Source organism: Vibrio sp. KUL78, assembly GCF_059725505.1.
On sequence record NZ_AP045837.1, the window covers coordinates 1,940,352 to 1,963,954 of the forward strand.

General features: G+C 46.1%; 20 protein-coding genes and 2 pseudogenes. 14 read left to right on the forward strand and 8 right to left on the reverse strand.

All coding sequences use genetic code 11. The features are described 5' to 3' along the window. Window positions 1-25: 25 nt before the first annotated feature. From AC6I8Y_RS09100 to AC6I8Y_RS09110, 3 genes are all read right to left on the reverse strand, one after another. Window positions 26-511 carry a hypothetical protein gene (locus AC6I8Y_RS09100; protein ID WP_394151361.1) on the reverse strand — a complete coding sequence of 162 codons (486 nt, stop codon included), beginning with the start codon at window positions 509-511 and terminating at the stop codon, window positions 26-28. A gap of 158 nt (window positions 512-669) precedes the next feature. After that, window positions 670-1,839, reverse strand: coding sequence for a phosphoglycerate dehydrogenase (locus AC6I8Y_RS09105; protein ID WP_498019973.1), 1,170 nt, complete (start codon window positions 1,837-1,839; stop codon window positions 670-672). 124 nt (window positions 1,840-1,963) lie between these two features. Beyond that, window positions 1,964-3,079: a phosphoserine transaminase gene (locus tag AC6I8Y_RS09110; RefSeq protein WP_394151363.1), complete on the reverse strand. Its 1,116-nt coding sequence runs from the start codon at window positions 3,077-3,079 to the stop codon at window positions 1,964-1,966. A gap of 387 nt (window positions 3,080-3,466) precedes the next feature. On the opposite strand from AC6I8Y_RS09110, the gene AC6I8Y_RS09115 reads away from it, so the two are divergent. From AC6I8Y_RS09115 to AC6I8Y_RS09130, 4 genes are all read left to right on the forward strand, one after another. Then, window positions 3,467-3,937 carry a hypothetical protein gene (locus AC6I8Y_RS09115; RefSeq protein WP_234495851.1) on the forward strand — a complete coding sequence of 157 codons (471 nt, stop codon included), beginning with the start codon at window positions 3,467-3,469 and terminating at the stop codon, window positions 3,935-3,937. Window positions 3,938-3,951: 14 nt separating this feature from the next. After that, complete coding sequence (locus AC6I8Y_RS09120; protein ID WP_394151364.1) at window positions 3,952-4,878, forward strand: tripartite tricarboxylate transporter substrate binding protein; 927 nt, start codon at window positions 3,952-3,954, stop codon at window positions 4,876-4,878. A gap of 74 nt (window positions 4,879-4,952) precedes the next feature. Further along, window positions 4,953-5,399, forward strand: a complete 447-nt coding sequence (locus AC6I8Y_RS09125; RefSeq protein ID WP_498019974.1) for a tripartite tricarboxylate transporter TctB family protein — start codon at window positions 4,953-4,955, stop codon at window positions 5,397-5,399. 9 nt (window positions 5,400-5,408) lie between these two features. Next, complete coding sequence (locus AC6I8Y_RS09130; protein WP_446567370.1) at window positions 5,409-6,902, forward strand: tripartite tricarboxylate transporter permease; 1,494 nt, start codon at window positions 5,409-5,411, stop codon at window positions 6,900-6,902. A gap of 76 nt (window positions 6,903-6,978) precedes the next feature. Here AC6I8Y_RS09130 and AC6I8Y_RS09135 read toward each other — a convergent pair whose 3' ends face one another. Continuing rightward, window positions 6,979-8,205: a DUF819 family protein gene (locus tag AC6I8Y_RS09135; RefSeq protein WP_234495847.1), complete on the reverse strand. Its 1,227-nt coding sequence runs from the start codon at window positions 8,203-8,205 to the stop codon at window positions 6,979-6,981. A gap of 561 nt (window positions 8,206-8,766) precedes the next feature. On the opposite strand from AC6I8Y_RS09135, the gene AC6I8Y_RS09140 reads away from it, so the two are divergent. From AC6I8Y_RS09140 to AC6I8Y_RS09175, 8 genes are all read left to right on the forward strand, one after another. Next, on the forward strand, window positions 8,767-8,955 hold the full coding sequence (locus AC6I8Y_RS09140; protein ID WP_042472651.1) for a hypothetical protein: 189 nt from the start codon (window positions 8,767-8,769) through the stop codon (window positions 8,953-8,955). 190 nt (window positions 8,956-9,145) lie between these two features. Next, entirely contained in the window at window positions 9,146-9,883 is a 738-nt protein-coding gene (locus AC6I8Y_RS09145) for a GntR family transcriptional regulator (protein ID WP_252011075.1), read from the forward strand. A 467-nt stretch (window positions 9,884-10,350) separates the two neighbouring features. After that, entirely contained in the window at window positions 10,351-11,739 is a 1,389-nt protein-coding gene (xdhA, locus tag AC6I8Y_RS09150) for a xanthine dehydrogenase small subunit (protein ID WP_498021484.1), read from the forward strand. Continuing rightward, window positions 11,732-14,122, forward strand: coding sequence for a xanthine dehydrogenase molybdopterin binding subunit (xdhB, locus tag AC6I8Y_RS09155; protein ID WP_498019975.1), 2,391 nt, complete (start codon window positions 11,732-11,734; stop codon window positions 14,120-14,122). Before xdhA ends, xdhB begins: the two co-directional genes overlap by 8 nt. Before the next feature lie 12 nt (window positions 14,123-14,134). Beyond that, complete coding sequence (gene xdhC, locus AC6I8Y_RS09160; protein WP_498019976.1) at window positions 14,135-14,977, forward strand: xanthine dehydrogenase accessory protein XdhC; 843 nt, start codon at window positions 14,135-14,137, stop codon at window positions 14,975-14,977. A 64-nt stretch (window positions 14,978-15,041) separates the two neighbouring features. After that, window positions 15,042-16,376 (forward strand): guanine deaminase, encoded by a 1,335-nt coding sequence (guaD, locus tag AC6I8Y_RS09165; protein WP_252011081.1) that lies wholly within the window; start codon window positions 15,042-15,044, stop codon window positions 16,374-16,376. A gap of 366 nt (window positions 16,377-16,742) precedes the next feature. Continuing rightward, entirely contained in the window at window positions 16,743-17,876 is a 1,134-nt protein-coding gene (locus tag AC6I8Y_RS09170) for an integrase core domain-containing protein (RefSeq protein WP_498019977.1), read from the forward strand. 207 nt (window positions 17,877-18,083) lie between these two features. Beyond that, window positions 18,084-18,446, forward strand: a complete 363-nt coding sequence (locus AC6I8Y_RS09175) for a YgiW/YdeI family stress tolerance OB fold protein (RefSeq protein WP_234495840.1) — start codon at window positions 18,084-18,086, stop codon at window positions 18,444-18,446. A gap of 13 nt (window positions 18,447-18,459) precedes the next feature. Here AC6I8Y_RS09175 and AC6I8Y_RS09180 read toward each other — a convergent pair whose 3' ends face one another. Continuing rightward, window positions 18,460-18,930 (reverse strand): DMT family transporter, encoded by a 471-nt coding sequence (locus AC6I8Y_RS09180; RefSeq protein WP_234495839.1) that lies wholly within the window; start codon window positions 18,928-18,930, stop codon window positions 18,460-18,462. A 101-nt stretch (window positions 18,931-19,031) separates the two neighbouring features. Here AC6I8Y_RS09180 and AC6I8Y_RS09185 point away from each other — a divergent pair, with 101 nt between their 5' ends. Then, window positions 19,032-19,964: a 2-dehydropantoate 2-reductase gene (locus AC6I8Y_RS09185; protein WP_498019978.1), complete on the forward strand. Its 933-nt coding sequence runs from the start codon at window positions 19,032-19,034 to the stop codon at window positions 19,962-19,964. 175 nt (window positions 19,965-20,139) lie between these two features. Continuing rightward, window positions 20,140-21,609: an HD-GYP domain-containing protein gene (locus tag AC6I8Y_RS09190; protein ID WP_498019979.1), complete on the forward strand. Its 1,470-nt coding sequence runs from the start codon at window positions 20,140-20,142 to the stop codon at window positions 21,607-21,609. Window positions 21,610-21,725: 116 nt separating this feature from the next. Here AC6I8Y_RS09190 and AC6I8Y_RS09195 read toward each other — a convergent pair. From AC6I8Y_RS09195 to AC6I8Y_RS09205, 3 genes and pseudogenes are all read right to left on the reverse strand, one after another. After that, window positions 21,726-21,980 (reverse strand): annotated as a pseudogene (locus AC6I8Y_RS09195) (urate hydroxylase PuuD); the annotation flags it as partial. Window positions 21,981-22,036: 56 nt separating this feature from the next. Continuing rightward, window positions 22,037-22,994: pseudogene (locus tag AC6I8Y_RS09200) on the reverse strand (urate hydroxylase PuuD); the annotation flags it as partial. A 21-nt stretch (window positions 22,995-23,015) separates the two neighbouring features. Further along, window positions 23,016-23,585 carry an ureidoglycolate lyase gene (locus tag AC6I8Y_RS09205; protein WP_498019980.1) on the reverse strand — a complete coding sequence of 190 codons (570 nt, stop codon included), beginning with the start codon at window positions 23,583-23,585 and terminating at the stop codon, window positions 23,016-23,018. Window positions 23,586-23,603: the final 18 nt, after the last annotated feature.

A 23,603-nucleotide genomic window follows, 5' to 3' on the forward strand; every position in this document is an offset into this window, starting at 1 on the left:
CAAAAAAACAACATGAGTCGCGCCATCATTGAAGCGCGATTAATTCCTCACGCGTCGTGCAAAGTGACACAGTACTGACGACTTTCAGACCCTCAAGTTCACAAGCTTGTTTGCATAGTTCCAGATTACTGTTGTTGGCTACAACGACAACATTTCGCCCGATGGCATGCTCGAGTACTTGTCTGGCGGTATCACAGTGAGAATCATTGCTATCCATCGCTATCGTGTTGGGACGTACAGACGACACCAAACCAACATTTGATAGGCTTTCGTCGCAATAGATATCAAGGAATGAGTATGACTCACAAAACACAGATTTGATGTTTGCAAACTGCTTTAGTTCGCTATCAGAGCAATGGGATGAAAAAATTATCACGCTATGTGCGTCTAATGGATTGCCTTCAACACGGACGGACGAAGGAAGAGATAAGAGTGAATGACTTCTGGTCTCGAAGTTAGATGAAAAAACTGAAGAACCAACGAGTGAAGAACCGACTTGATACGTTTGCATAGCTACACCTTTTAGTTGAGTGCGCCATCCATAGTGTTATGAGCATCCTTTGATGGGGAAATAATAACAAACTTACCTATTTACGTCCTGTATCTTTTTTCACTCAGCGTCACATTAATGTAACGCTGAGTATCACGACTCAATAACGGACGACGAGCCTAGAGCGCCCTGACGTTGAATACGTGCTCCACGCCGCTTATCGCAGACAATAGCTCTGCATTCGGCTCTTGTTCGATATCTAAGATGGTGTATGCCACTTCATCCCGACTCTTATTGAGCATATCAAGTACATTGATGTTGAGATCAGCAAGTAAAGAAAGAACCGTACCAAGCACTTTAGGAACGTTGTCGTTGGCAAACGTGATTCGATAGCCCTCGGCGCGTTCTAATGTGATCTGAGGAAAGTTAACCGAGTTGGTAATATTGCCGTTTTCGAGGAAATCTATAAGCTGCATGGCTCCCATCACCGCGCAGTTTTCTTCTGCTTCTGCCGTAGACGCGCCGATGTGTGGCATGAGAATAACGCCCTCTCTGCCGATTAAAGAAGGGGTTGGAAAATCCGTCACATACTGACCTACTTGACCATTTTCTAGTGCCGTAACCACGGCGTCAGTATCGACAATCTCTTTGCGAGCAAAGTTAAGTAGTACCAGACCCGGCTTAGCGGATGCGAGCAGTTCACTGCTGATAAGTCCGATGGTCGCCGGAAGTGCTGGAACATGAACCGTAACAAAATCACACTTACTGATTAGCGACTGCAAGTTCTCTGCTCGCTGGATACGACTTGAAAGGCGCCATGCTGCCTCGACACTCAGCGCCGAGTCGAACCCGATGACTTCCATACCTAAATCGATAGCGGTATTCGCGACTGACGCACCAATCGCTCCAAGACCAATAACGCCCAGCGTTTTACCTTTGATTTCCGATCCTGAGAAACGTTTCTTCTCTTTCTCCAGTAGTTTGTCCATCGCAGCAGCATCCGAAAGTTCGGTAAGCGACTGGGAGTACTGCATCCCACCAAAAACATCGCGCGCCGAGAGTAACAGCCCTGTTAATACTAACTCCTTTACAGCATTCGCATTAGCGCCAGGTGTGTTGAATACCACAATGCCATTTTCTGTGCAGGCTTGAATCGGAATATTATTCACCCCAGCTCCACAGCGAGCGATGGCTTTTACGCTTGGAGCTATCGGTTCGTCATGCAGTTTTTGACTTCTAAGAAGAATTGCATCTGGCGCACTAAACTCGCTTGATACTTCGTATTGATCACGTGAAAACTTATCGAGTCCTTTATTAGCAATCGCGTTGTAGGTTTTTATTTGTTTCATTATTGGTTCCACTTTAAGTTGAAAATCCTTTTCTACCCATCAGTGCACTTTATTCGTCCCAATGCTGGCTTTTTTATGTTGTGCCAGAGACAACAAAGCACCTGATAAGCAGGTGCTTTGTTCTTTATTTAGTGACTTCTGCGTAAGCCCAATCTAGCCACGGCAACAATGCTTCTATGTCTGTTGCCTCGACGGTCGCTCCCGCCCATATCCTCAAACCAGCGGGGGCATCACGATAAGCACCGATATCAAACGCAACTTGCTCTTCATCAAGAAGCTTAATCATGGCTTTAACCTGCTCTTCCGTCGCATCTAAGGTTAAGCACACACTGGTATTTGAGCGCTGCTCCGGCTTCTTCGCTAAGAAGTGAATCCAGTCACGAGAATCAACGAAGTTCGTTAACACGGCTAAGTTCGCTTGAGATTTCTCTATTGCCACATCGACCCCGCCTAAACCATCCACCCAATCTAGGGCGTCAATGTAATCCACCACACACAGCATAGAAGGAGTATTGATGGTTGCCCCTTTAAAAATGCCTTCGATCAGCTTACCGCCTTTCGTCATTCGGAAGATCTTCGGTAGCGGCCACGATGGAGTGTAACTTTCTAGACGCTCAACCGCTTTTGGACTTAGAACAATCACGCCATGACCACCCTCTCCACCAAGTACTTTCTGCCAGCTGTAGGTCACAACATCGAGTTTCTCCCAAGGCATATCCATTGCAAATACTGCCGAAGTCGCGTCACAAATAGTCAGTCCTTCACGCTCATCACTGATCCAATCACCGTTAGGGACTTTCACACCAGAGGTAGTACCGTTCCACGTAAACACCGCATCATGACTTGGATTAGCCTGAGAGAGATCAGGCAACTCGCCGTATTCCGCAAGATAGCTATTTACCTCATCCAACTTTAGCTGCTTGGTGATATCGGTTAACCAACCAGAACCGAACGACTCCCAATGAAATACATCAACAGGTCGTGCGCCTAGCATTGACCACATCACCATTTCCATCGCACCGGTATCTGAACCTGCGACAATACCGACGCGATAGTCGTCCGGGATGCCTAAAATCGCCTTAGTCTTGTCGATAGACTCAGCTAAAACGGCTTTGCCAAGTGAGGAACGGTGGCTACGCCCCAAAGATGCCGTATCGAGATTCGATAGTTGATAGCCTGGGCGCTTGCTACAAGGTCCTGAAGAGAAGTTAGGATTGCTTGGTTTAATTATGGGTTTCATGGGCTTCCTGCCTAAAAATGAATAACTATTCAAAAGATTGTCACAAACACACCAGTTAAGGCAAGCCCCCTCATCATCGACTTGCAGGTTTTGAGAGCTAGTGACGAATATCAGTCTAATAAACAGTTCAGAACATGGAATATTTTGGCGGTAATTTCGTCATATTTTTGTAATTTATTAGTACAAATATATTTTAATAACTAGCAGTTTATTTGAATTGTAAAAACCTATTCCAAATCACACTTAAATAGCTATTTTAATTAATTTAATTGATCTTAGTGGCAAATAAATTCTATCTACCGTGACCTCTCTATCATTTTGTTCGACGACAAGTGGCGAGCGATTATTGTCTTACAATATAGTAAATTCATTGCCATTGGAGGTGTTATGAAAAGCAATAAAGAGATCGCATTAGATGCTATCGAATTAGTGAAACCCGCAATTGAAAAACTGTTTGAGCGTACGAATCGCAAAGAGCTACACATCGTCGTTATGGACCCATCCATCAAGCCTTGGGAAGGCAGCTTTGAAGAGTCTATTTTGATCGAGTCTTCATTAGGCAATCCATCTCAATGGACGATTGAATTCGATAAGTTGGCAAGAAAGAAAGCTCAGCAGGCATGGAGGAATAACACTCCAAATATTCATCAGCAGTCTGTTCACCCTTCCTCACTGCGTGAAGGCGACGTCTTATTTTATGGCTCCTTTGTTTATGGCGATATCGTCGTCGCATGTAGTGGCGTTGAACAATGGTACGACATGCTAATTAGCAGTTGGATTGCTCTAGCTATAGAGCAACTCACTATCAGTGAATATCAATCAATAAAAAACACTACCCCTACACAACAATTTAGATAATTAAGGTCAAAACTATGAGCAACTTACTTAAAAAACTACTTGTTACCGCTGGTATTCTCCTTTCGACATCGGTCATCGCTGCCGACTACCCAGCTAAGAATATTCGCCTTGTTGTTCCATTTGGTGCAGGTGGTGGTACCGATGCAGTCGGTCGTACACTAGCAAACTCAGCGAAAGACGTTCTTGGACAAAACATTGCGGTAATGAACCGTACAGGTGGTGCTGGCGCGGTTGGTATGAGCTTTGGCGCTCAGCAACGTGCAGATGGCTATACACTAACGGTTGTCACTCGCGAGATTGCCTCTCTTCCACAAATGGGATTGATGCAGCATACGGCTGATGATTTCAAACTTATTCGTATGGTCAACCTTGACCCAGCTGTTGTACTTGTTTCCGCTGACAGCCCATATAACACCATTAACGATCTGATCGCTGAGGCGAAGAAAGAAGATGGCGCGGTTAAGTTCGCATCAACAGCAGCGCCTAACTTCTATCTGATGGCGTTAGAGAAAGACCAAGGCATTAAGCTCAATGCCATTCCTTACAACGGCGCTTCTGAAGCGATCCCTGCGGTTCTTGGTAAACATACTGATGTGACTATGGTTACGCCGGGAGAAGCCATTGCTCAACTACGCTCAGGTCAACTAAAAGCGCTAGGTGTTATGTCTGAAGAGCGCATTGCTTACATTCCTGACGTTCCAACGCTTAAAGAGCAAGGTGTAGACGTGCAAACAGGTACATGGCGTGGCATTGGCGCTCCTAAGAACACGCCAGATGAAGTTATCGAAACACTTGGCAAAGCATTTGACCAAGCTATGGCATCGCCTGAGTTTATCGAGTTCATGGAAAAAGGTGCCATGACAATTCATAACCTAAATGCCGAAGAGTTCACCTCGTTCGTAGAGCAAGACACGAAAGCACTCGGTCAACTTATTAACTAATTCAATTATCTAGTATGTATTACCTGCGGGGGTGTTTCTCTCCCCCGCATCTCTCACGCAGTTGAGGTGAGTCTATGAAAAGTCGTCATGTTATTTTCCCTTCGCTTATGATCATCTTTGGCGCTCTAAGCCTTTATTTCATAAGTCAGTTTGCAGAGCCTCGCTTTCAAGACGCGAGTGTAGATGCCAAATTTTTTCCTAGCGTTGTTGCCATAGCCATCATTCTTCTATCCGGTTTACTGATCTTCCAACATGTCATGCAAAACAAGCTCACTAAAGAAGAGCTGCCAATTTTCACTAAATTATCGGTGTTTGGTCACGCATTTTTGGGTGGCTACGCTTTGTTGATCAATGTAGTGGGATATCTCATTGCGTCATTTATCGCATTCACCATTTATCTCATCATATTCAAAGTCAAAAAGCCGCTCTACTACGCCGTCGCGTGGGCATTCGTTTATGGAATTTACTATCTGTTTGGTGAGGTGTTTATCATCGCTTTACCAGAAGGTTTACTATATTAAGGAACCGCTATGTTTGAACATTTAGTCAATGGCCTAGCGGTCGCATTCAGTTTCTCTGTTCTTCCAGTTCTCGTGTTTGGTGTTCTTGGGGGAATTATTCTTGGAGCCCTACCCGGCTTAACGGCAACTATGGGTGTGGCCATCTTGCTGCCGTTTACCTTTGGTATGGAGCCAACGGCTGCACTCGTGATGCTCATCGGTGTTTATATCGGCGGAATATACGGCGGCTCTATTGCTGCTATTTTGCTAAAAACTCCCGGCACGCCTGCTTCTGCTGCAACCGTTTTAGATGGACATACACTCGCTGCTAAGGGGCAAGCGGCTCGTGCGTTGAGTATCTCTGCTGTGGCCTCGTTTACGGGTGGCTTAATCAGTACCATAGTTCTCATCGGTATCTCGCCGCTCTTAGCAGACTTCGCTCTGAGATTTAACGCTCCTGAATATTTTGCATTGGCTGTGTTTGGCTTAACCATCATTGCTAGCGTCTCAGCTCAAAATATTCTCAAGGGCCTGCTCGCTGGTGCGATTGGACTTCTTATTTCAACGGTCGGTTTAGACCCTATTAGTAGCGTGCCTAGGTTTACCTTTGGCGTAATGGATCTATACAGCGGTATCAACGTCATTCCTGTACTGATTGGTTTATTTGCTCTGTCCGAAGCGCTCAATCAAATCGAAAAAATTACGTCAGAAAAGAAAATGGCGAAGCCGAAGTTCGATCGAAGCCTAATGAGCAAGCAAGATCTCAAAGAGATGATGCCAACGGCAGTCAAAAGCGGCTTATTAGGAACTTCTATTGGTTCAGTGCCCGGTGCTGGCGCGGATATCTCAGCGTTTGTTTGCTACAACGAAGCGAAGCGTTCGTCAAAGAATCCAGAAGAGTTTGGTAACGGGTCTGTACGCGGGCTTGCTGCCGCAGAAGCTGGCAATAACGGTGTGACAGGCGGTTCACTTGTCCCTCTGCTTACTCTCGGCGTTCCGGGAGACGCAGTGGCCGCGGTCTTGCTTGGCGCTCTGATTGTTCAAGGATTAACGCCTGGTCCTCTGCTGTTCGCGCAAAGCCCAGAAGTCGTTTATGGCGTGTTCAGTTCAATGTTAGTGGCTAATCTGGTCATGCTCATCGTCGGGTTGATCGGTATTCGCTTCTTCTGCCGCATCATTGAGGTGCCGAAGATACTCATGATTCCAATCATCATCTTCTTGTCCGTCGTTGGTGCTTATGCCATTAACAACTCAATGTTTGATGTAGGCATTGCGATTGGCTTTGGTTTCCTTGGTTTCGTTCTGGGCAAGCTAGAGATACCTTCGTCACCAATTCTACTCGCAATAATCTTGGGACCGATGGCAGAGACCAACCTGCGTAAAGCGTTGCTTATGTACGATAACAGCTGGTCATTCTTATATGAAAGACCAATCGCACTCGCGTTCATCGTATTGGCGGTGTTCTCTGTGTACTCAACTTTGCGTATGAAAAAACGGCAAAAGCTTCAACAAGCAACAGAATAACTGAAGCAGATGTTAAAAGCGTAAAAAAGGCATGGTGTAAAAACCATGCCTTTCTTTTGAGTGTATTCAGCTAGTTTTAGAAGCCAACAACACTTTGCATCAATATGCCGCAAATATACGCGCCATAAGTACCCAATGCATAGCCGAGAACCGCCATCAAAATACCAACGGGTGCCAGTGATGGGTGGAATGCTGCCGCTACAACTGGAGCCGATGCTGCGCCACCCACGTTTGCTTGGCTACCTACCGCCATAAAGAATAGTGGCGCTCTAATAAGCTTCGCGACACCAATCATCAGCAGTGCATGAATCGTTAACCATGTAATACCAATAAAGAAGTAACCTGGGTTATCTAGAATCGCAGTCACATCCATTTGCATACCAATCGTCGCGACCAAAATATAGATGAATGCCGAACCGATTTTTGATGCGCCAGCGTGCTCTAGGGTGCGAGCAGGTTTAAACATTGAAGCGATAAGAGCGAATGTCGTAACCAATACGATTAGCCAGAAGAATCCTGAAGTCAGGCTGTACTTTTCAAGCTCAGGTGCGTTGGTTGCAATCCATGGTGCAATTAAATCTGCGCCAAAGTGTGCCAAGCCTGTCAAACCAAACGCAATCGCAACGACTTTCATCATATCTGTTGTCGTGATCGGGCGAGAGTTTTCCTCTTCGTATTTCGCCACCGTCTCTTTAAGTTCGTCGATAGACGTTGTATCGGCTTTGAGCCAAGCATCCATTTTCTTTTGACGACCCGCCATGATAAGTAGCACGGCCATCCAAATGTTGGCGCAGATAACATCAACAGTGATCATTGCGGAGAACAGCTGGTCACCAACACCAAATACTTCCTTCATCGCCGCTTGGTTTGCACCACCACCGATCCAAGAACCCGCTACCGTGGTTAGCCCTCGCCATACGTCACCAGAGACAAGGTCAGGATTGACGAAATTTAGAATAATAATCGCCGCTGGGCCGCCAATGATAATACCAAGGGTACCTGTTAAAAACATGATGACGGCTTTAGAGCCTAGACCGAAGATCTTCTTCAGATCAGCAGATACGATAAGTAGTACTAACGCACCTGGAAGCAGATAACGACTTGCAACGAAATACAAGTTAGAGGCTGAGCCATCAATCAAACCAGTCGTATTGAGTAGCGACGGCAGAAAGTAACACAGCAAAAGACCAGGAACGACGGAATAGAATTTTTTCCAGAATGGGTTTTTACTGCTTTCTGTGATAAACACAGCGCCGAGGATTACGGCTAGCAAACCCATGATGACAGCATCATTAGTGATCATGTCGATAAATCTCCTTAACTGATGTCTTATTGAAACAATTAGACACATTTTGTTAGTTGGCCGAGACTATACCCACAACCCTCGCCTGTCACAAATTTTAACAATCTTTACGCACAGCGCATGAATAATTAAACATTCATCATCATTAGCAATACCAGAGCCATAACGATAAACCATGAAAAACAATGTTCAAAAAACAAGCTAATCTCTATGTTTTTGTTAATTTACATCAAGTTAGCACGTAGCCTTGTGATTTTAACATCTTGCTAACCCTAGAAATCTTTACCTCCCTTTCAATAACCAAACAAATGCAACCAAGCGCACCCCTTATGTTAAAGCGCGCAAATTTTGTACCCCAAGACAATCACAATTGTTTGATCTAAATCACATACTTAAGTCAAGATTGGTAACTTCTACGTCAATTTCCACCAAGTATTCCCTCATCAACTCATCAACAATTGACTAAAAAACAGAAAATCTAACGATTGCACATCAATACTGGATCTTTATACAGTTACTACATATACTGTTTGTACATACAGTAATTCATGAGGTGTAGTTATGTTGCAAGAAAGACTAGAACGCATCAACGAGCTGCGTAAAAAAGCGATGGCCAATCCTGAATTCATGAAATCTGCGCAAGCTCATGCTGAAGCGCTACAGAGTCAACAACACACTGCGCAGTCAAAACGCAGTAAAAAGCCGAAAACACTCTCTGATATCTACAAAGGCTATGACTTCGGGATCTAACTCGAACTTACTTCTCATCGATCGAAGGAGGAAATGTTCCTCCTTCTCACCAACGCAAGTCGACTCTTAACCTTTATTGTTCTTATTATTGCAGGTTGTTTCACAAAATCTGGTCGTAGTGGCTATTTGTATACAAAGTGAAGTATTATTGTCTTAACAAGGAATGAAAACTGTAGAGTGCTGTATCCAAATGGGAAACCTGAAAAACTCAGTAAACAAAGGCGTGAAGACCAAAGTCGCAGGACAGACCCAAGACGACGTGGTTTATTGCCATATTTTCGACGCTATTCTCGAACAAAGACTGCCACCCGCGACAAAACTTAGCGAAGAAGCATTAGCTGAGATCTTTGGCGTGAGCAGAACCATAATACGTCGTGCGCTACTGAGACTATCCATTGAAAAAGTCATCGATATCAAACCCAACCGAGGCGCGACCGTTTCAGCCCCATCTGTTGAAGAGGCGAAGCAAATATTCAAAGCGCGAGAAATACTTGAAATCGCTATCATAGAGCTTGCAGTGGAACATGCGACGAAACTGCAAATTGCCGAGTGCCGCAAGTTGGTAGAACAGGAAAACCAAGCCTTCGCCCAAGATGACTACGGTAAGGGGCTAAGGCTCTCTGGTGAGTTTCATATCAAACTTGCCGAGATGGCAGATAATGCTCCCCTTTTGGCCTTCCAAAGAAGCATCGTATCTCAATCATCTCTTCTCATCGCTATGTATGAGACGGGCAATCACTCCAACTGCTCCCAAGATGAACATAGCGAGTTACTAGACGCCATAGAAGCAGGTAATAGAGAGAAAGCACTCGCGTTGATGAGCGAGCACCTTGACCATATTCGCTCTAAGCTCAACCTCGATGACAGTATGGCCTCCAACGACTTGCATGTCGTGTTCTCAGATGTTTTGAAGAACAAAGCGAGTTAACTTAAAACCTCTCTAAAACTAAGTTGTATGCCCAAAGAAAGCTCGTCATCCTCACGCAAGTGAGGATCTCCTGACGCGAGTGACTCATCTCAAACACATACATACCTTGCCAAATCGATTTGTCAACGCGCTGCAAAAGATCCCCTTTTACAAGGGGATGACGACATAGATGCCAAAAACCCCTACTTTTTCAACGATGATTTTTTGTATCGCACACAGCGGTATTCTCCACCATACAACACTTTCCAAACCAACAACCTAGCCACAACTCCCAATTTGACCTTGATCTCAACCCATTAGAAATGTTGCCAACTTGTAAATTAATAGTTGACCTTGTGGTCAATTTAGCCAATTATTGACCCGAAGGTCAGAAAAAATAATTTCATGAATACACTGTACAAGGAGGTCTCTTGATTACTTTTTTACTCAATCAAGAAATCAGACAGGAAGTAAATGTCTCCCCAAACATGACGGTGCTGAACTATCTGCGCACTCATGTTAAAAAAACAGGCACCAAGGAAGGATGTGGTTCTGGTGATTGCGGTGCATGTACCGTAGTGCTTGGTGAGCTCGTCGATGGCAAGCTCGAGTATCGCAGCGTTAACTCCTGCCTCACTTTTATTTCTGCTCTTCACGGCAAGCAACTTATCACGGTAGAAGATCTGCAAGCCCGCGATAAGTCACTTCACCCAGTTCAACAAGCCATTGTCGAGTTTCATGGCTCTCAGTGCGGCTACTGTACGCCTGGATTTATCATGTCAATGTTCGCACTGACTAAGAACAAGCCGAATGCTAACAAAGCCGATGTGATGGAGTCTCTGGCTGGCAACCTTTGCCGCTGCACGGGTTACCGACCCATCGTCGATTCTGCGTTGTCACTGTGTTCGGAACAACAAATCGTTGACCAATTTTCAGAGCTTGAGCGAGCAACCATCGCTAAGCTTGAAAAAATCCAAAATGAAGAAGCAAGTCTTCGTCTTGGACACCTTACCGCATTTTCTCCAAAGAACACTGAAGAGCTTGCCAAACTATACAAAGCTCATCCACAAGCCAAACTGGTTGCCGGTGGTACAGATTTGGCGCTCGAAGTTACCCAGTTCCATCGCGAGATAGAAACCCTTATCAGTGTAAATCTTGTCGAAGAGATGAAAGTTTGCCAAGAGACCGAAGACAGCCTAGAGATCGGCGCAAACCTTCCAATCAGCGATGCCTATACACTACTAAACAAGCACTACCCCGATTTTGGTGAACTGTTGCACCGCTTCGCCTCTTTGCAAGTTAGAAATCAAGGCACTATAGGTGGCAATATTGCTAACGCTTCGCCTATCGGAGACACCCCACCGCTGCTCATCGCTCTTGACGCAAAAATCCAACTACGCTGTGGTGATGAAACACGTGTTATGCCTATTGAGGACTACTTCATCAGCTACAAAGTCACCGCGCAGCAGCCTAGCGAGTTCATTGAAAAAATCTTTATACCTAAACCATCATCAAGCACATTCCGCGCTTACAAGCTCTCTAAACGTTTAGATGACGATATTTCAGCAGTTTGTGGTGCTTTCAGCATTGAGGTGGAAGATAACCATGTAGTGAGTGCTCGTATTGCCTTTGGCGGCATGGCAGCAACACCGAAACGAGCAATCTCTTGTGAGAAGACGCTAGTCGGACAGCCTTGGAATGAAGAGACTATTAGTAACGCAATGGAAGCACTGAGTAACGACTTTGAGCCCCTATCAGATTTTCGCGCAAGCCAAACTTACCGGAGCCTCACCGCAGCCAATATGCTCAAACGCTATTACATTGAAACCAATAACACCAACAATCTGATTGAAACGAGGGTAACATCTTATGTCTAATGTGAATCATCAGCAGCTGACTCACGAAGAGATGGTTGCTATCGTCAAACAAGATCTTAAAACAGGTGTTGGAAAAAGTGTTAAGCACGATAGTGCGCCAAAACAAGTGACGGGTGAGGCTGTCTATATCGATGACAGACTTGAGTTCCCAAACCAACTTCATGTCTACGCACTACTAAGCACACAAGCACACGCAAAAATCACGAAGATAGACGTCTCTCCTTGTTATGATTTCGCTGGCGTTGCTATTGCGATTACGTCCAAAGACGTGCCAGGACAGCTTGATATTGGCGCTATCCTTCCCGGTGATCCTCTGCTTGCCGATGGCATCGTCGAGTACTACGGTCAGCCTGTCATTGCAGTGGCGGCGAGCGATCTTGAAACTGCAAGAAAAGCAGCACACGCAGCCATCGTTGAATACGAGCCACTACCTGCCATTCTGGATGTCAAAGAAGCACTCGCGAAAAAGCATTTCGTGACGGAAAGCCACCAGCAAAAGCGCGGTGACTCCGCCAAAGCACTCGCAAACGCTAAGCACGTCATCGAGGGTGAAATCGAAATTGGCGGGCAAGAGCACTTCTATCTCGAAACTCAGGTGAGCAGCGTGATGCCAACCGAAGACGGCGGCATGATTGTTTATACCTCTACGCAAAACCCAACAGAAGTGCAAAAACTGGTCTCTGAAGTACTCGGAGTTGCAATGCACAAAGTGGTAATCGACATGCGCCGCATGGGCGGTGGTTTCGGTGGTAAAGAAACGCAAGCGGCAGCGCCTGCTTGTATGGCGGCAGTGATCGCTCATTTAACCGGTCGACCAACCAAGATGCGTCTGCTTCGCAATGAAGATATGACCATGACCGGTAAACGTCACCCATTCTACAACCAATATAAGATTGGGTTTGATGATAACGGTGTGATTCAAGGTGCCGATATTGTTGTCGCCGGTAACTGTGGCTACTCGCCAGATCTGTCGAGCTCGATTGTCGACCGTGCCATGTTCCACTCTGACAATGCTTACTATTTGGGTGATGCGACCGTTACCGGACACCGCTGCAAAACCAATACCGCTTCGAACACAGCTTACCGTGGTTTTGGTGGTCCTCAGGGGATGATGACCATTGAACACATCATGGATGAGATCGCCCGCTACCTAAATAAAGACCCGTTAGAAGTTCGCAAAGCCAACTACTACGGTGAAGAGGGTCGAAACGTTACCCACTACTACCAAACAGTGGAAGATAACTTCCTTCCTGAAATCACTGAGCAGTTAGAACAAAGCAGTGATTACCACGCAAGGCGTAAAGAGATCGCTGAGTTCAACAAAAACAGTCCGATTTTGAAAAAGGGTTTGTCTATCACACCCGTCAAATTTGGTATCTCGTTTACCGCCACCTTCCTAAACCAAGCAGGCGCACTGATTCATATCTATACCGATGGCAGTATTCACCTAAACCACGGCGGTACTGAGATGGGGCAAGGTCTGAATATCAAAGTGGCGCAAATCGTTGCAGAGGAGTTTCAAGTAGATGTTGACCGTATCCAAATCACCGCTACCAACACCGACAAGGTACCGAACACCTCGCCCACGGCGGCCTCATCGGGCGCCGATCTCAACGGTAAAGCTGCACAAAACGCCGCAATAACCATTAAACAGCGTCTGATTGAATTTGCTTCTGCTCACTTTAAAGTCACCCCTGAAGAAGTACTGTTCAAAAATGGCATGGTCCAAATACGCGAACAGATCATGACGTTTGCAGACTTTGCACAACTAGCGTGGATGAACCAAATCTCACTATCGAGCACAGGTTTTTATCGCACGCCTAAAATCTACTACGACCATGAAAAAGCACGTGGCCGCCCGTTCTATTACTACGCTTATGGCGCTTCGTGTTCCGAAGTCATCATCGATACTCTCACTGGCGAGTACAAAATCTTACGCGTGGATATCTTGCATGATGTAGGCGCGTCGCTTAACCCGGCTATCGACATTGGTCAGGTGGAAGGTGGCTTCGTTCAAGGCGTGGGTTGGTTGACAACCGAAGAGCTCGTCTGGAATGAGCAAGGACGTTTGATGACGAATGGCCCTGCAAGCTACAAGATACCAGCCATTGCAGACATGCCGATCGATTTTAGAACGCATCTTCTTGAAAACCGAAGTAACCCTGAAGACACCGTGTTCAACTCCAAAGCTGTGGGTGAACCGCCTTTCATGCTCGGCATGTCCGTTTGGAGTGCGCTAAAAGACGCCATCTCTTATGTCGCCGTTGATGGTGCGATTCCCAAACTGGATACCCCTGCAACACCAGAGCGTGTGTTAATGGCGGTACAAGCCGTGACACAAGGACAGAGTGTTAACACGGCACCCTTCACGGAAACCCATTAACAGGAGGTCACTATGTTTAAGGATAACTGGATTCATGAGCTTGCTAGGCTCGAAGAACAACACGAACCTTGTGTCATGGTGACCGTACTTGAAGATCGCGGCTCCGTGCCGCGAGATGCAGGTACAAAAATGCTGGTAACGCGAGACAACATCATCGCGACCATTGGAGGCGGTCATTTAGAGCATGTCGCTTCTAAAATGGCACGAGAAATGCTTCTTTCTGGAGAGCAAAGCCTAAAAGTAGAAAGATTTAATTTGGGTGCTCGATTAGGACAATGCTGTGGTGGTATGGCAACGCTCAGCTTTGAACCTATTGGCACTTCGCAAAAGCATTTGGTACTTTTTGGTGCAGGTCATGTGGCAAAAGCGTTGGTTCATATTGTCGCTACCCTGCCCTTCAGAGTAACGTGGATTGATGAACGTGAGGCTGAATTCCCAGAAACTTTGCCACAAGGCGTCAACAAGCTTGTGAGTGACGACCCAGTTGGTGAAATCGCTCAAATGCCACCAAACAGTTACTACCTCGTGATGACTCACAATCATCAACTCGATTTCGATCTGGCAAAAGCGATTATCAAGCGCGGTGACAGCAACTACTTTGGGATGATTGGATCTCTGACCAAGCGTAAGAAGTTTGACTTCCGTTTGGCACAACGTGGCTTTAATCAAGATGAAATCAACACCATGACCTGCCCGATAGGTATCGGAGCGGTCACTGGCAAGCACCCGGCAGAGATTGCTGTCTCGGTTGCGGGTGAGCTGATTTCGCATTACCAAGGCAACCCGATAGAGCAAAAGCGCCCCGCGAACACGCGCCAAGAGCAATCACGCCAAGAGCTATACCAAGCAGGCTAAAAGGCCGCTAAAGGATTAAAATAATAATACTGCCTGAAGAATTCGGGCAGAGAAAGGAAGTGTCATGACAACACAACGCAAGGCCTACCGTGCCAGCATTTTACATAGCATTGCTGACCCCAAAGATGTGGGTCTAGAGAACTCATATCAATTTTTTGAAGACGGCATGATCGTGGTGGAAAACGGTCACATCGTCGACATCGGCAGCGCAACCGATATATTGGCCAGACACACAAAGCCAATGAAGATTAAGACTTATAAAGATAAGCTCATCACCTCCGGCTTTATCGATACTCATATCCACTACCCTCAGACAGGCATGATTGCCTCTTATGGTGAGCAGCTTCTTGATTGGCTGGAAAACTATACCTTCCCAGAAGAGCGACGCTTTCAAAACCCTATTTATGCACTCAAAGTGGCGAAGCTGTTTCTGGATGAACTTGCCAGCAACGGCACGACAACCGCGTTGGTGTTTGGTACCGTGCACAAAGAGTCTGTGGATGTCTTCTTTGGAGAAGCTGAACGTCGAAACCTGCGAATGATTTGCGGTAAAGTGTTAATGGATCGCAATGCTCCGGATTACCTTACTGATACACCAGAATCTGGCTACCAAGCATCAAAAGAGCTTATCGAGAAGTGGCACCATCGCGGACGCCTACATTACGCTGTCACACCGCGGTTTGCTCCTACTAGCACACCTGAGCAACTCGCTATGGTTGGAAAGCTGCTTGAGGAATACCCTGACGTCTATATGCACACTCACCTTTCAGAAAACAAAAAAGAGATCGAGTGGGTGCTGGATCTATTTCCAGAGCGAAAAAGCTATTTAGATGTTTACGACCACTACGGCTTGCTTCACAAGCGCTCGGTATTCGCCCATGGTATTCATCTTTCAGATTGCGAATGTCAACGTCTAGCGGATACCGAGTCCGCCATTGCTTTTTGTCCAACCTCAAACCTATTCCTAGGTTCTGGCTTATTTAAGCTCAACAAGATGGAAGATAAAGGCATACGCGTTGGCATGGGTACGGACGTTGGAGCAGGCACCAGTTTTTCCATACTACAGACCATGAGTGAGGCGTATAAGATTATGCAGCTACAGCAAGAAAAGCTGCACCCAATCAAATCACTGTTTCTTGCCACACTGGGCGGTGCGAAGGCTCTGCACTTAGAAGATAAAATCGGCAACTTAGAAATAGGCAAAGAAGCTGACTTTGTGGTTCTGGATCTCCACGCGACGCAACTGATGCGCTTTAGGATGAATCAAGCAACAACGCTTGAAGAAAAGCTGTTTGTGTTAATGAGCCTCGGTGATGACCGAACGGTTTGTGAAACTTATATCTATGGTGACTTAGCGTATGACGCGAAAGGTGAACGTGATAAGAGAATGGTGAGTTAAGGGTAGTCAACTGTATTACATTAAACAGTCGTCAACCCACTAGCCGTGCGCGTGCGCAGGCAGAGGTCTTCTCAAAGCGTCCACCTAGCCGCAAGAAGATTCCTGCCTGCGCAGGAATGACGCGAGTTGTAACTTCCTCACATTCCAAATAGTAGTCATCTCTGCGCAGGCGCACTGCCAGTGGAATGACGGGGTTATAGTTTATCCGAACCCAAATTGTCGTCACCCCTGCGCAGGCAGGGGTCTTCTACAAACGGGTATTGACCGGGCTCATAGGTAACAGTTCTAACCGGGCACATGGGTAACAAGTGCTAATGTGTAAGCTTCGAAGAGGAGAAGCTTATGCCATGGGAAGAGACTTGTATCATGAGCCAAAGAGAACTTTTCATTGAAGATTGGCTTAGCCATCGATTTTCTATTAGCGAGCTGTGCCAGCGTTATGGCATAGCTCGTAAAACAGGCTACAAATGGATCAACCGTTTCCGCGAGCAAGGAATGACTGGTTTAGCTGACTTGAGTCGAGCTAGACATACCCATTCCAATCAAACGCCGGACTGGGTTGTGAAACGGATACTTGATTTAAAGGTTCGTTATCCAAACTGGGGGCCTGTCAAAATACACTCCGCCCTCTATCGTTCTAACCCTTCTCAGCATTGGCCTGCGCCAAGTACCATTGGTGAAATCCTTAAGCGCCACAACCTTGTCAAACCCAAGAGAAGAAGACTGACGACGCCACCTCAAACTCAGCCTCTTGCTCATGCGATGGAGCCAAATGATGTTTGGAGTGCCGACTTTAAAGGTCAGTTTAAAATGGGGAACGATAGGTGGTGTTACCCACTCACTCTCACTGACAATTGCAGTCGTATGCTCCTGGTGTGTAAAGGACTCTACAACACCAAACTGCCCGCTGTACAAAGTGCTTATGAAGCGGCTTTTCGGGAGTATGGCTTACCTAGAATGATTCGAACGGACAATGGCTGGCCATTTGCCTGTGTAACCTTAGGAGGGCTTACTCCGCTATCAATCTGGCTAGTTCGTCTTGGTATCTATCCTGAGAGAATTAAGGCGGGGTGCCCACAACAGAATGGCCGGCATGAAAGGATGCATAGAACCTTGAAGGCTGAGGTAGCCAAACCACCGAAGGGCAATTTATCGGCTCAGCAACGGGCTCTTAATCGCTTCAAATTGCAATACAATGAAGAGCGTCCTCATCAATCTCTTGGGTTAGGGAAGTGTCCTGCAGATGTTTATAGAAAGTCTCCTCGACCATTCCCCAATCAATTACCACCGCTGGAATATCCTAGCGAACATGAAGTCAGAAAGGTGAAATGTGGCGGCTATATTAAACTTAACGGGCAAGCCATTTATGTCACTAGAAGACTATTAGGCGAGTACGTCAGTTTGGAATATATCGACAATCGATGTTGGTTGCTTCGATTTGGAGAAATGAGATTAGGGATTGTCGATGAAGTTGTTGGAAAAGTAATTCGGCCAACATAGGGTGTTACCTATGTGGCCGGTTTAAAGTGTTACCTATGTGACCATCAGTACAAACCACGCCCATCCTCAACTCCTCCCTCAAACAACAACTTTTTTCACCTTTTTCAAACATGAACGAATTCTGAATATTCATTTCAAGGTTAGTTAATCTAGACGGATGCATACTGACATCGTCAACTAAACAAAGATGTCTAAATCGAGGTTATTATGAAAAAAGTTATCATCGCTACAGCACTAATCCTAACGTCTGGTTTCGCAGCAGCTAAATCAATGCCTGCTCAAGGCGGTTTTAACGGTCCTACCCTTGGCGCGCAAACGACTGTTGCACAAGCGTTGGAAGCAAAAGACGACACTGCGGTTCAAATCACTGGCAACATTACCCACTCTCTAGGTGATGAAAAGTACCAATTCACTGACGGTCAAAACACCATTGTTATCGAGGTTGAGAACGAAGACTGGCGTGGTGTTGAAGTGTCTCCAACCGATACAGTGATTATCTCTGGTAAGGTCGACAAAGACACATTCGAAGACACTAAGCTGGACATTAAACGCGTAGCAATTGCAGGCTAATCTGACTTAAGAGTCAATTGCCTTTGCTAGGGTGATTAGCGACAAGAATCACGCCGATCACTATCAAGATCGCCCCTCCGATCCGGTGGGGCGATAGTTCGATCTTAGGGTAGCCCAAAAGCCCGTACTGATCGTAAAAAAGAGACGCGATGACCTGCCCACAAACAATCGAGATCGCAAGCGCTAAAGCCCCTAACTTAGGTGCTAGATAGATCGACATTGCAATATTAAAGGCCCCTAAAAAACCACCCAACCACGCCCACCAAGGAAGATTCTTTAAACTTCCTGTAGGAAACCAAGGCTTTCCTTCCAGCACGACTAATGTACCGAGTACGATGGTCCCAATCACAAACGAAATAAACGCTGCCTGAAGTGGAGAACTTAGCCCGGTTCGAAGCTGTGCATTAACGCCTGCCTGTGAAGCTAACGTGGTGCCGACTATGACACTGAGCAACACCAAAATCACGCCCGTAAAATTCGCCACTGTTTATTTCCTTATTGCTGCACTCTTTCAAGCGTAGCACTTCATTCCCAACTATTTTCCTGTACAGTAATACGAGTACATATTAGAAATAGGGACTGGACATGAGCAAAAAGGTATTCGCAGTAATTGGAACAGGCGCGATTGGAGGTTACTACGGTGCAAGACTCCATCATGGAGGTCATGACGTCCACTTCCTATTAAACAGTGACTACCAACATGTTGTTGATAACGGTTTACGTATCGACTCGCACTATGGCGATTTTTCTATTCCTTCATGTGACCTCAACGCATACAGCACGCCTACTGACATGCCAAAAGCAGACGTCGTACTCGTCGCGCTCAAAACTACCCAGAATCATCTACTCGAAAGCCTCATTCAACCATTGCTAAAACCAAACACATTAGTCATGCTGCTCCAAAACGGAATCGGTGCAGAACAAGAGATAGCAGAGGCGTTCGACCTGCCTTTCGTTGGTGGTGGTTTGTGTTTTATTTGCTCGAACAAGGTGGGCCCTGGACATATTGACCACATTGATTACGGACGCATTACTATTGGCGTATACGGCCAAAGTGGAATCGACGCATTACACGCATTCGCAAGTGATTTGACCCAAAGTGGCGTCGAAGTCGATGTAGACCCCAAAATCATCGATGCGCGTTGGAAAAAGTTACTTTGGAATGTGCCATTCAACGGCTTGTCTGCAGTTCTGGATTCAGATACTGCAACAATGATGGATTGCGCTGAGTTAGTAGGTTTATCAAAGGCAATTATGATCGAAGTTCAGCATGCCGCCCAAACTACTGACACAGAGATCCCGATGTCACTCATTGACACCATGCTACGCAACACCGCTAAAATGAAGCCCTACTTGACCAGTATGCTGCTAGATAGGCGCAATAATCGAGAGCTTGAGATTCAATATATGTACAAAAACGCCATTGATTTAGCCGCTAGTCATGGCGTCACGATGCCAAAAACAACTGCGCTTTACGAGCAACTGTGCTTCATTAATAATCAAATCAAGAGCGTTTAATCTACTCTGCGACCCTGGCTAGGTCGCTTTTCATTGTATTTCTATCTTTCAACCTCCAACCCAATGGAGTGTTTAGTTTCCAAAAATTCAATGGGTTGTGACCACTCCGCTTACTAATTGTTAAATTTTGTGTTATTGATATTCGCCTCAAAATGGACTTTATAAAAGCGCGTTAATGAACACTCCACGATACGACCTTTCCTTTACCTTTTGGCTGTACCTGTTAGCTGGCACTTTGTTTGGCATTTATGGCGGGCGCGTGTGTCCTATGTTAGAGACGCTGACACTTTCAGAGGTCTTAATACATACTGGAATTACTTTTACTGCGTTGTTCGCGGCGCGACACATAATCTCTTCGAGATTAGAGCACCTAGGCTTTTCAAACCTTGCTAAGTTGGATGCTGGCTTGTTCCTGATAGCGAGCATTCCTCTAGCGATGTTTTATTCCCTCAGTTATGAGTTTCCGATCGATAGTAACCTCAAGGTCGTGTTTGGTTTGACCATGTTCGGGTTTCTCACTGGGTTTATTCTCAACCTTCGAGCACAGTTAGAGAACGTCGAACAATTCGATCAGGATTCATCTCCTATCACATTACAAACCAATGAACGTCAGTCAATGATGGGACAGGCTATCGCACTTGTTTTGCTGCTGCTAGTGACTCTAACTATTACCTTAAGCATGGTCGCTTTAAAAGACGTGTTCTGGTTGGAGCACAATCCAGAACGTGTGCTCGACGGCAGTGGCAAGATCAGCATAATTAAAGAATTCGCCTACGTTGCTTCCGTGCTCATTGGCTACTCTATTTACATCATGAAACTGTGGAGTCAATTAATGAAGCGCATCCTAGCAGACCAAGAAGCTGCGCTTAAGAAAGTTGCCGCGGGTCACATAGACACTAGGTTGCCGATCTACAATAACGATGAGTTTGGTGCTGTAGCTCGCATGACCAATGCGATGATCGATACTCTACAAGATAGCCAAGACGAAGTGGCTGTCACTCGCGATGTGGCGATTGTTAGCTTATCGGCACTTGCGGAGTCTCGCGACAACGAAACCGGTGCGCATATTCTGCGCACACAAGAATATGTTAAGGCGTTAGCGGTCGAGCTCTCAGCGCACCCGAAGCACAACACCCTGCTTTCACCTAGCTATATAGATCTTCTCTACAAGTCGGCTCCTTTGCACGATATTGGCAAAGTTGGCGTCCCCGATGATGTTCTACTTAAACCAGGAAAACTGACTGATGAGGAGTTCGACATCATGAAATCGCACCCAGTGATCGGTGCGGAAGCACTCTCTATCGCTGAGCAGCAACTTGGCAGCAGCTCCTTCCTGCGAGTAGCGAAAGAAATTTCTCTGACCCATCATGAAAAGTGGGACGGCAGTGGCTATCCTAAAGGGCTTACCGAAGAGGATATTCCTTTATCAGGACGACTAATGGCATTGGCCGATGTCTATGATGCTCTTATTTCGAAACGCGTCTATAAACCCGCCTTTAGTCACGACAAGGCCAAGGCCATTATCGTCGAAGGGCGCGGGCAGCATTTCGACCCTGAAGTTGTGGATGCATTTTTGGCTGTTGAACAACAATTCATCGACATAGCGAAGCAATATAAAGACAAAGAGTACGAGATCGCTGCTTAAGCTCTGAAGCGCAACATTCTGGGTAGTTCCAAAGACAAAAGCCGTCCCAGTTCGGACGGCTTTTGTTATGAACGACGCTCATTAACTATGTTAAATAACTATGTTAGATAAACATGCTACTGAATCTGAGCACCTTGCTCTACCCACTCTCCAATTAGAGTACGCTCTTCATCGGTCATTTGAGTGAGGTTGCCAAGTGGCATCACTTTTGTTGTTACTGTCTGCGCGACAATACGCGGGACATTCACTTTGATCTCTTCTGGCGTATCCAACACGACTCCACCAGGCGCAGTCTGAAATGCAGCGTGTGTTGGCGTTGCGGAATGACACACAGAGCATCGCTCTTGAATGACCTGATTAATCTGTGAAAACGGAATCGAGCCATCATGACCTTGAGACTGAGCAATCTGGTCATTGCCCGTTTGCATTTCTTCAGAGCTAGCCTGAGCTTGTGTCACTGGTGCTTTAGCGACTGGCGTCGATGGTCTGTTCGCATACGGAGACGAGACAAAAGCAAGAGTCACCATGCCTAAAGCAGCAGCAGGAATCGTCCAAGCAAATTTTTGGCTACCGTGACGTGTATTGAAATAGTGTCTCACTAAGATGCTGAACACTGATAAACCCGCTAAGATCGCCCAGTTATATTCGTGGCCATAGGTACTTGGAAAGTGATTACTGATCATAATGAACAGCACAGGCAACGTCAGATAGTTATTGTGTCTTGAGCGCAGCAACCCTTTCGCTGGTAACGCAGGATCAGGCTCTTGATTGTTTTCAATCGCTTTCACTAAGTTACGCTGAGCTGGCATGATAACGAAGAACACATTACCTACCATAATGGTCCCGATAATAGCACCGACATGGATGTAGGCCCCGCGACCACTGAACACTTGAGTCAACCCATACGCTGCAGCCACTAAGCCGACAAACAACACAATACCTAAGACTATTGGCGTTTTACCTAGGGCTGAGTTACAAAGCACGTTATAAATGACCCAACCTGCTACTAGAGACGCCACACCTATCATTATCGCGGTGGTGGAATCAATACCAGAGCCCGGAGCAACCAAGTAAATCTCAGCGTTGAGGTAATACACCACGCCTAAAAGCAATACACCGGTTATCCAAGTGAAATACGCTTCCCACTTAAACCAATGCAAGTTTTCTGGCATCTTAGGTGGTGCAAGCTTGTATTTCTCAAGGTGGTAAATCCCACCACCATGAATCGCCCACAGATCGCCGGAAAGACCATCGCGGGGATTTGTGCGATTAAGGTTATTCTCTAACCATACAAAGTAGAATGACGCACCAATCCATGCGATACCTACTATCATGTGAACCCAACGAATAATCAGGTTCAGCCATTCTGTTACGTGTGGATCCATAACACACTCCTCGTCAGCAGCTTAGACAGAGACTCGCTGCTCATCCTTATCTTTTTGTATCTCATCTAGGTCAATGGGCAGACCTTCCAGGCTTAGCTGAACCAGTCCCTCACTAAAGAACACCTCATCACAGTTATTCCCATCGCCAGCTCTATCTACAATTAGAAACTGGTCTTGGTCGGTTAACGCTAAAACTGGATGATGCCAAACGCCCTTGTGATAGTTCACACCTTGCTGACCATTGCTCAAAAATGCTCTGCAGTGCTCCAAAGAAGGGTTGTCTCCTTTGGGAGCAACGACGATAAGATACGGTTTCCCGAGTAATGGTATAAACGCTTGTGAGCCAAGTGGGTGCCTTTCTAACATTTTGATAGTCAGCGGATATTGCAAAGGCGTCGCCTGAAAGATACTCATGATGGCTCTGCCACCCTGCTCTTCCACGTCAGCCTCTGCTAGCTTGTGATAACGACGCGTTGATCCGTTATTGATCATAAAATAGTCGCTATTTTCCACCTCGATGACATCACCAAACTCAGCAAACGCATGCTTGTTGAGAGGCTCTATTTCAATTCGGCGTATACCAGTACTCATATCAATTCCCTCTACTAA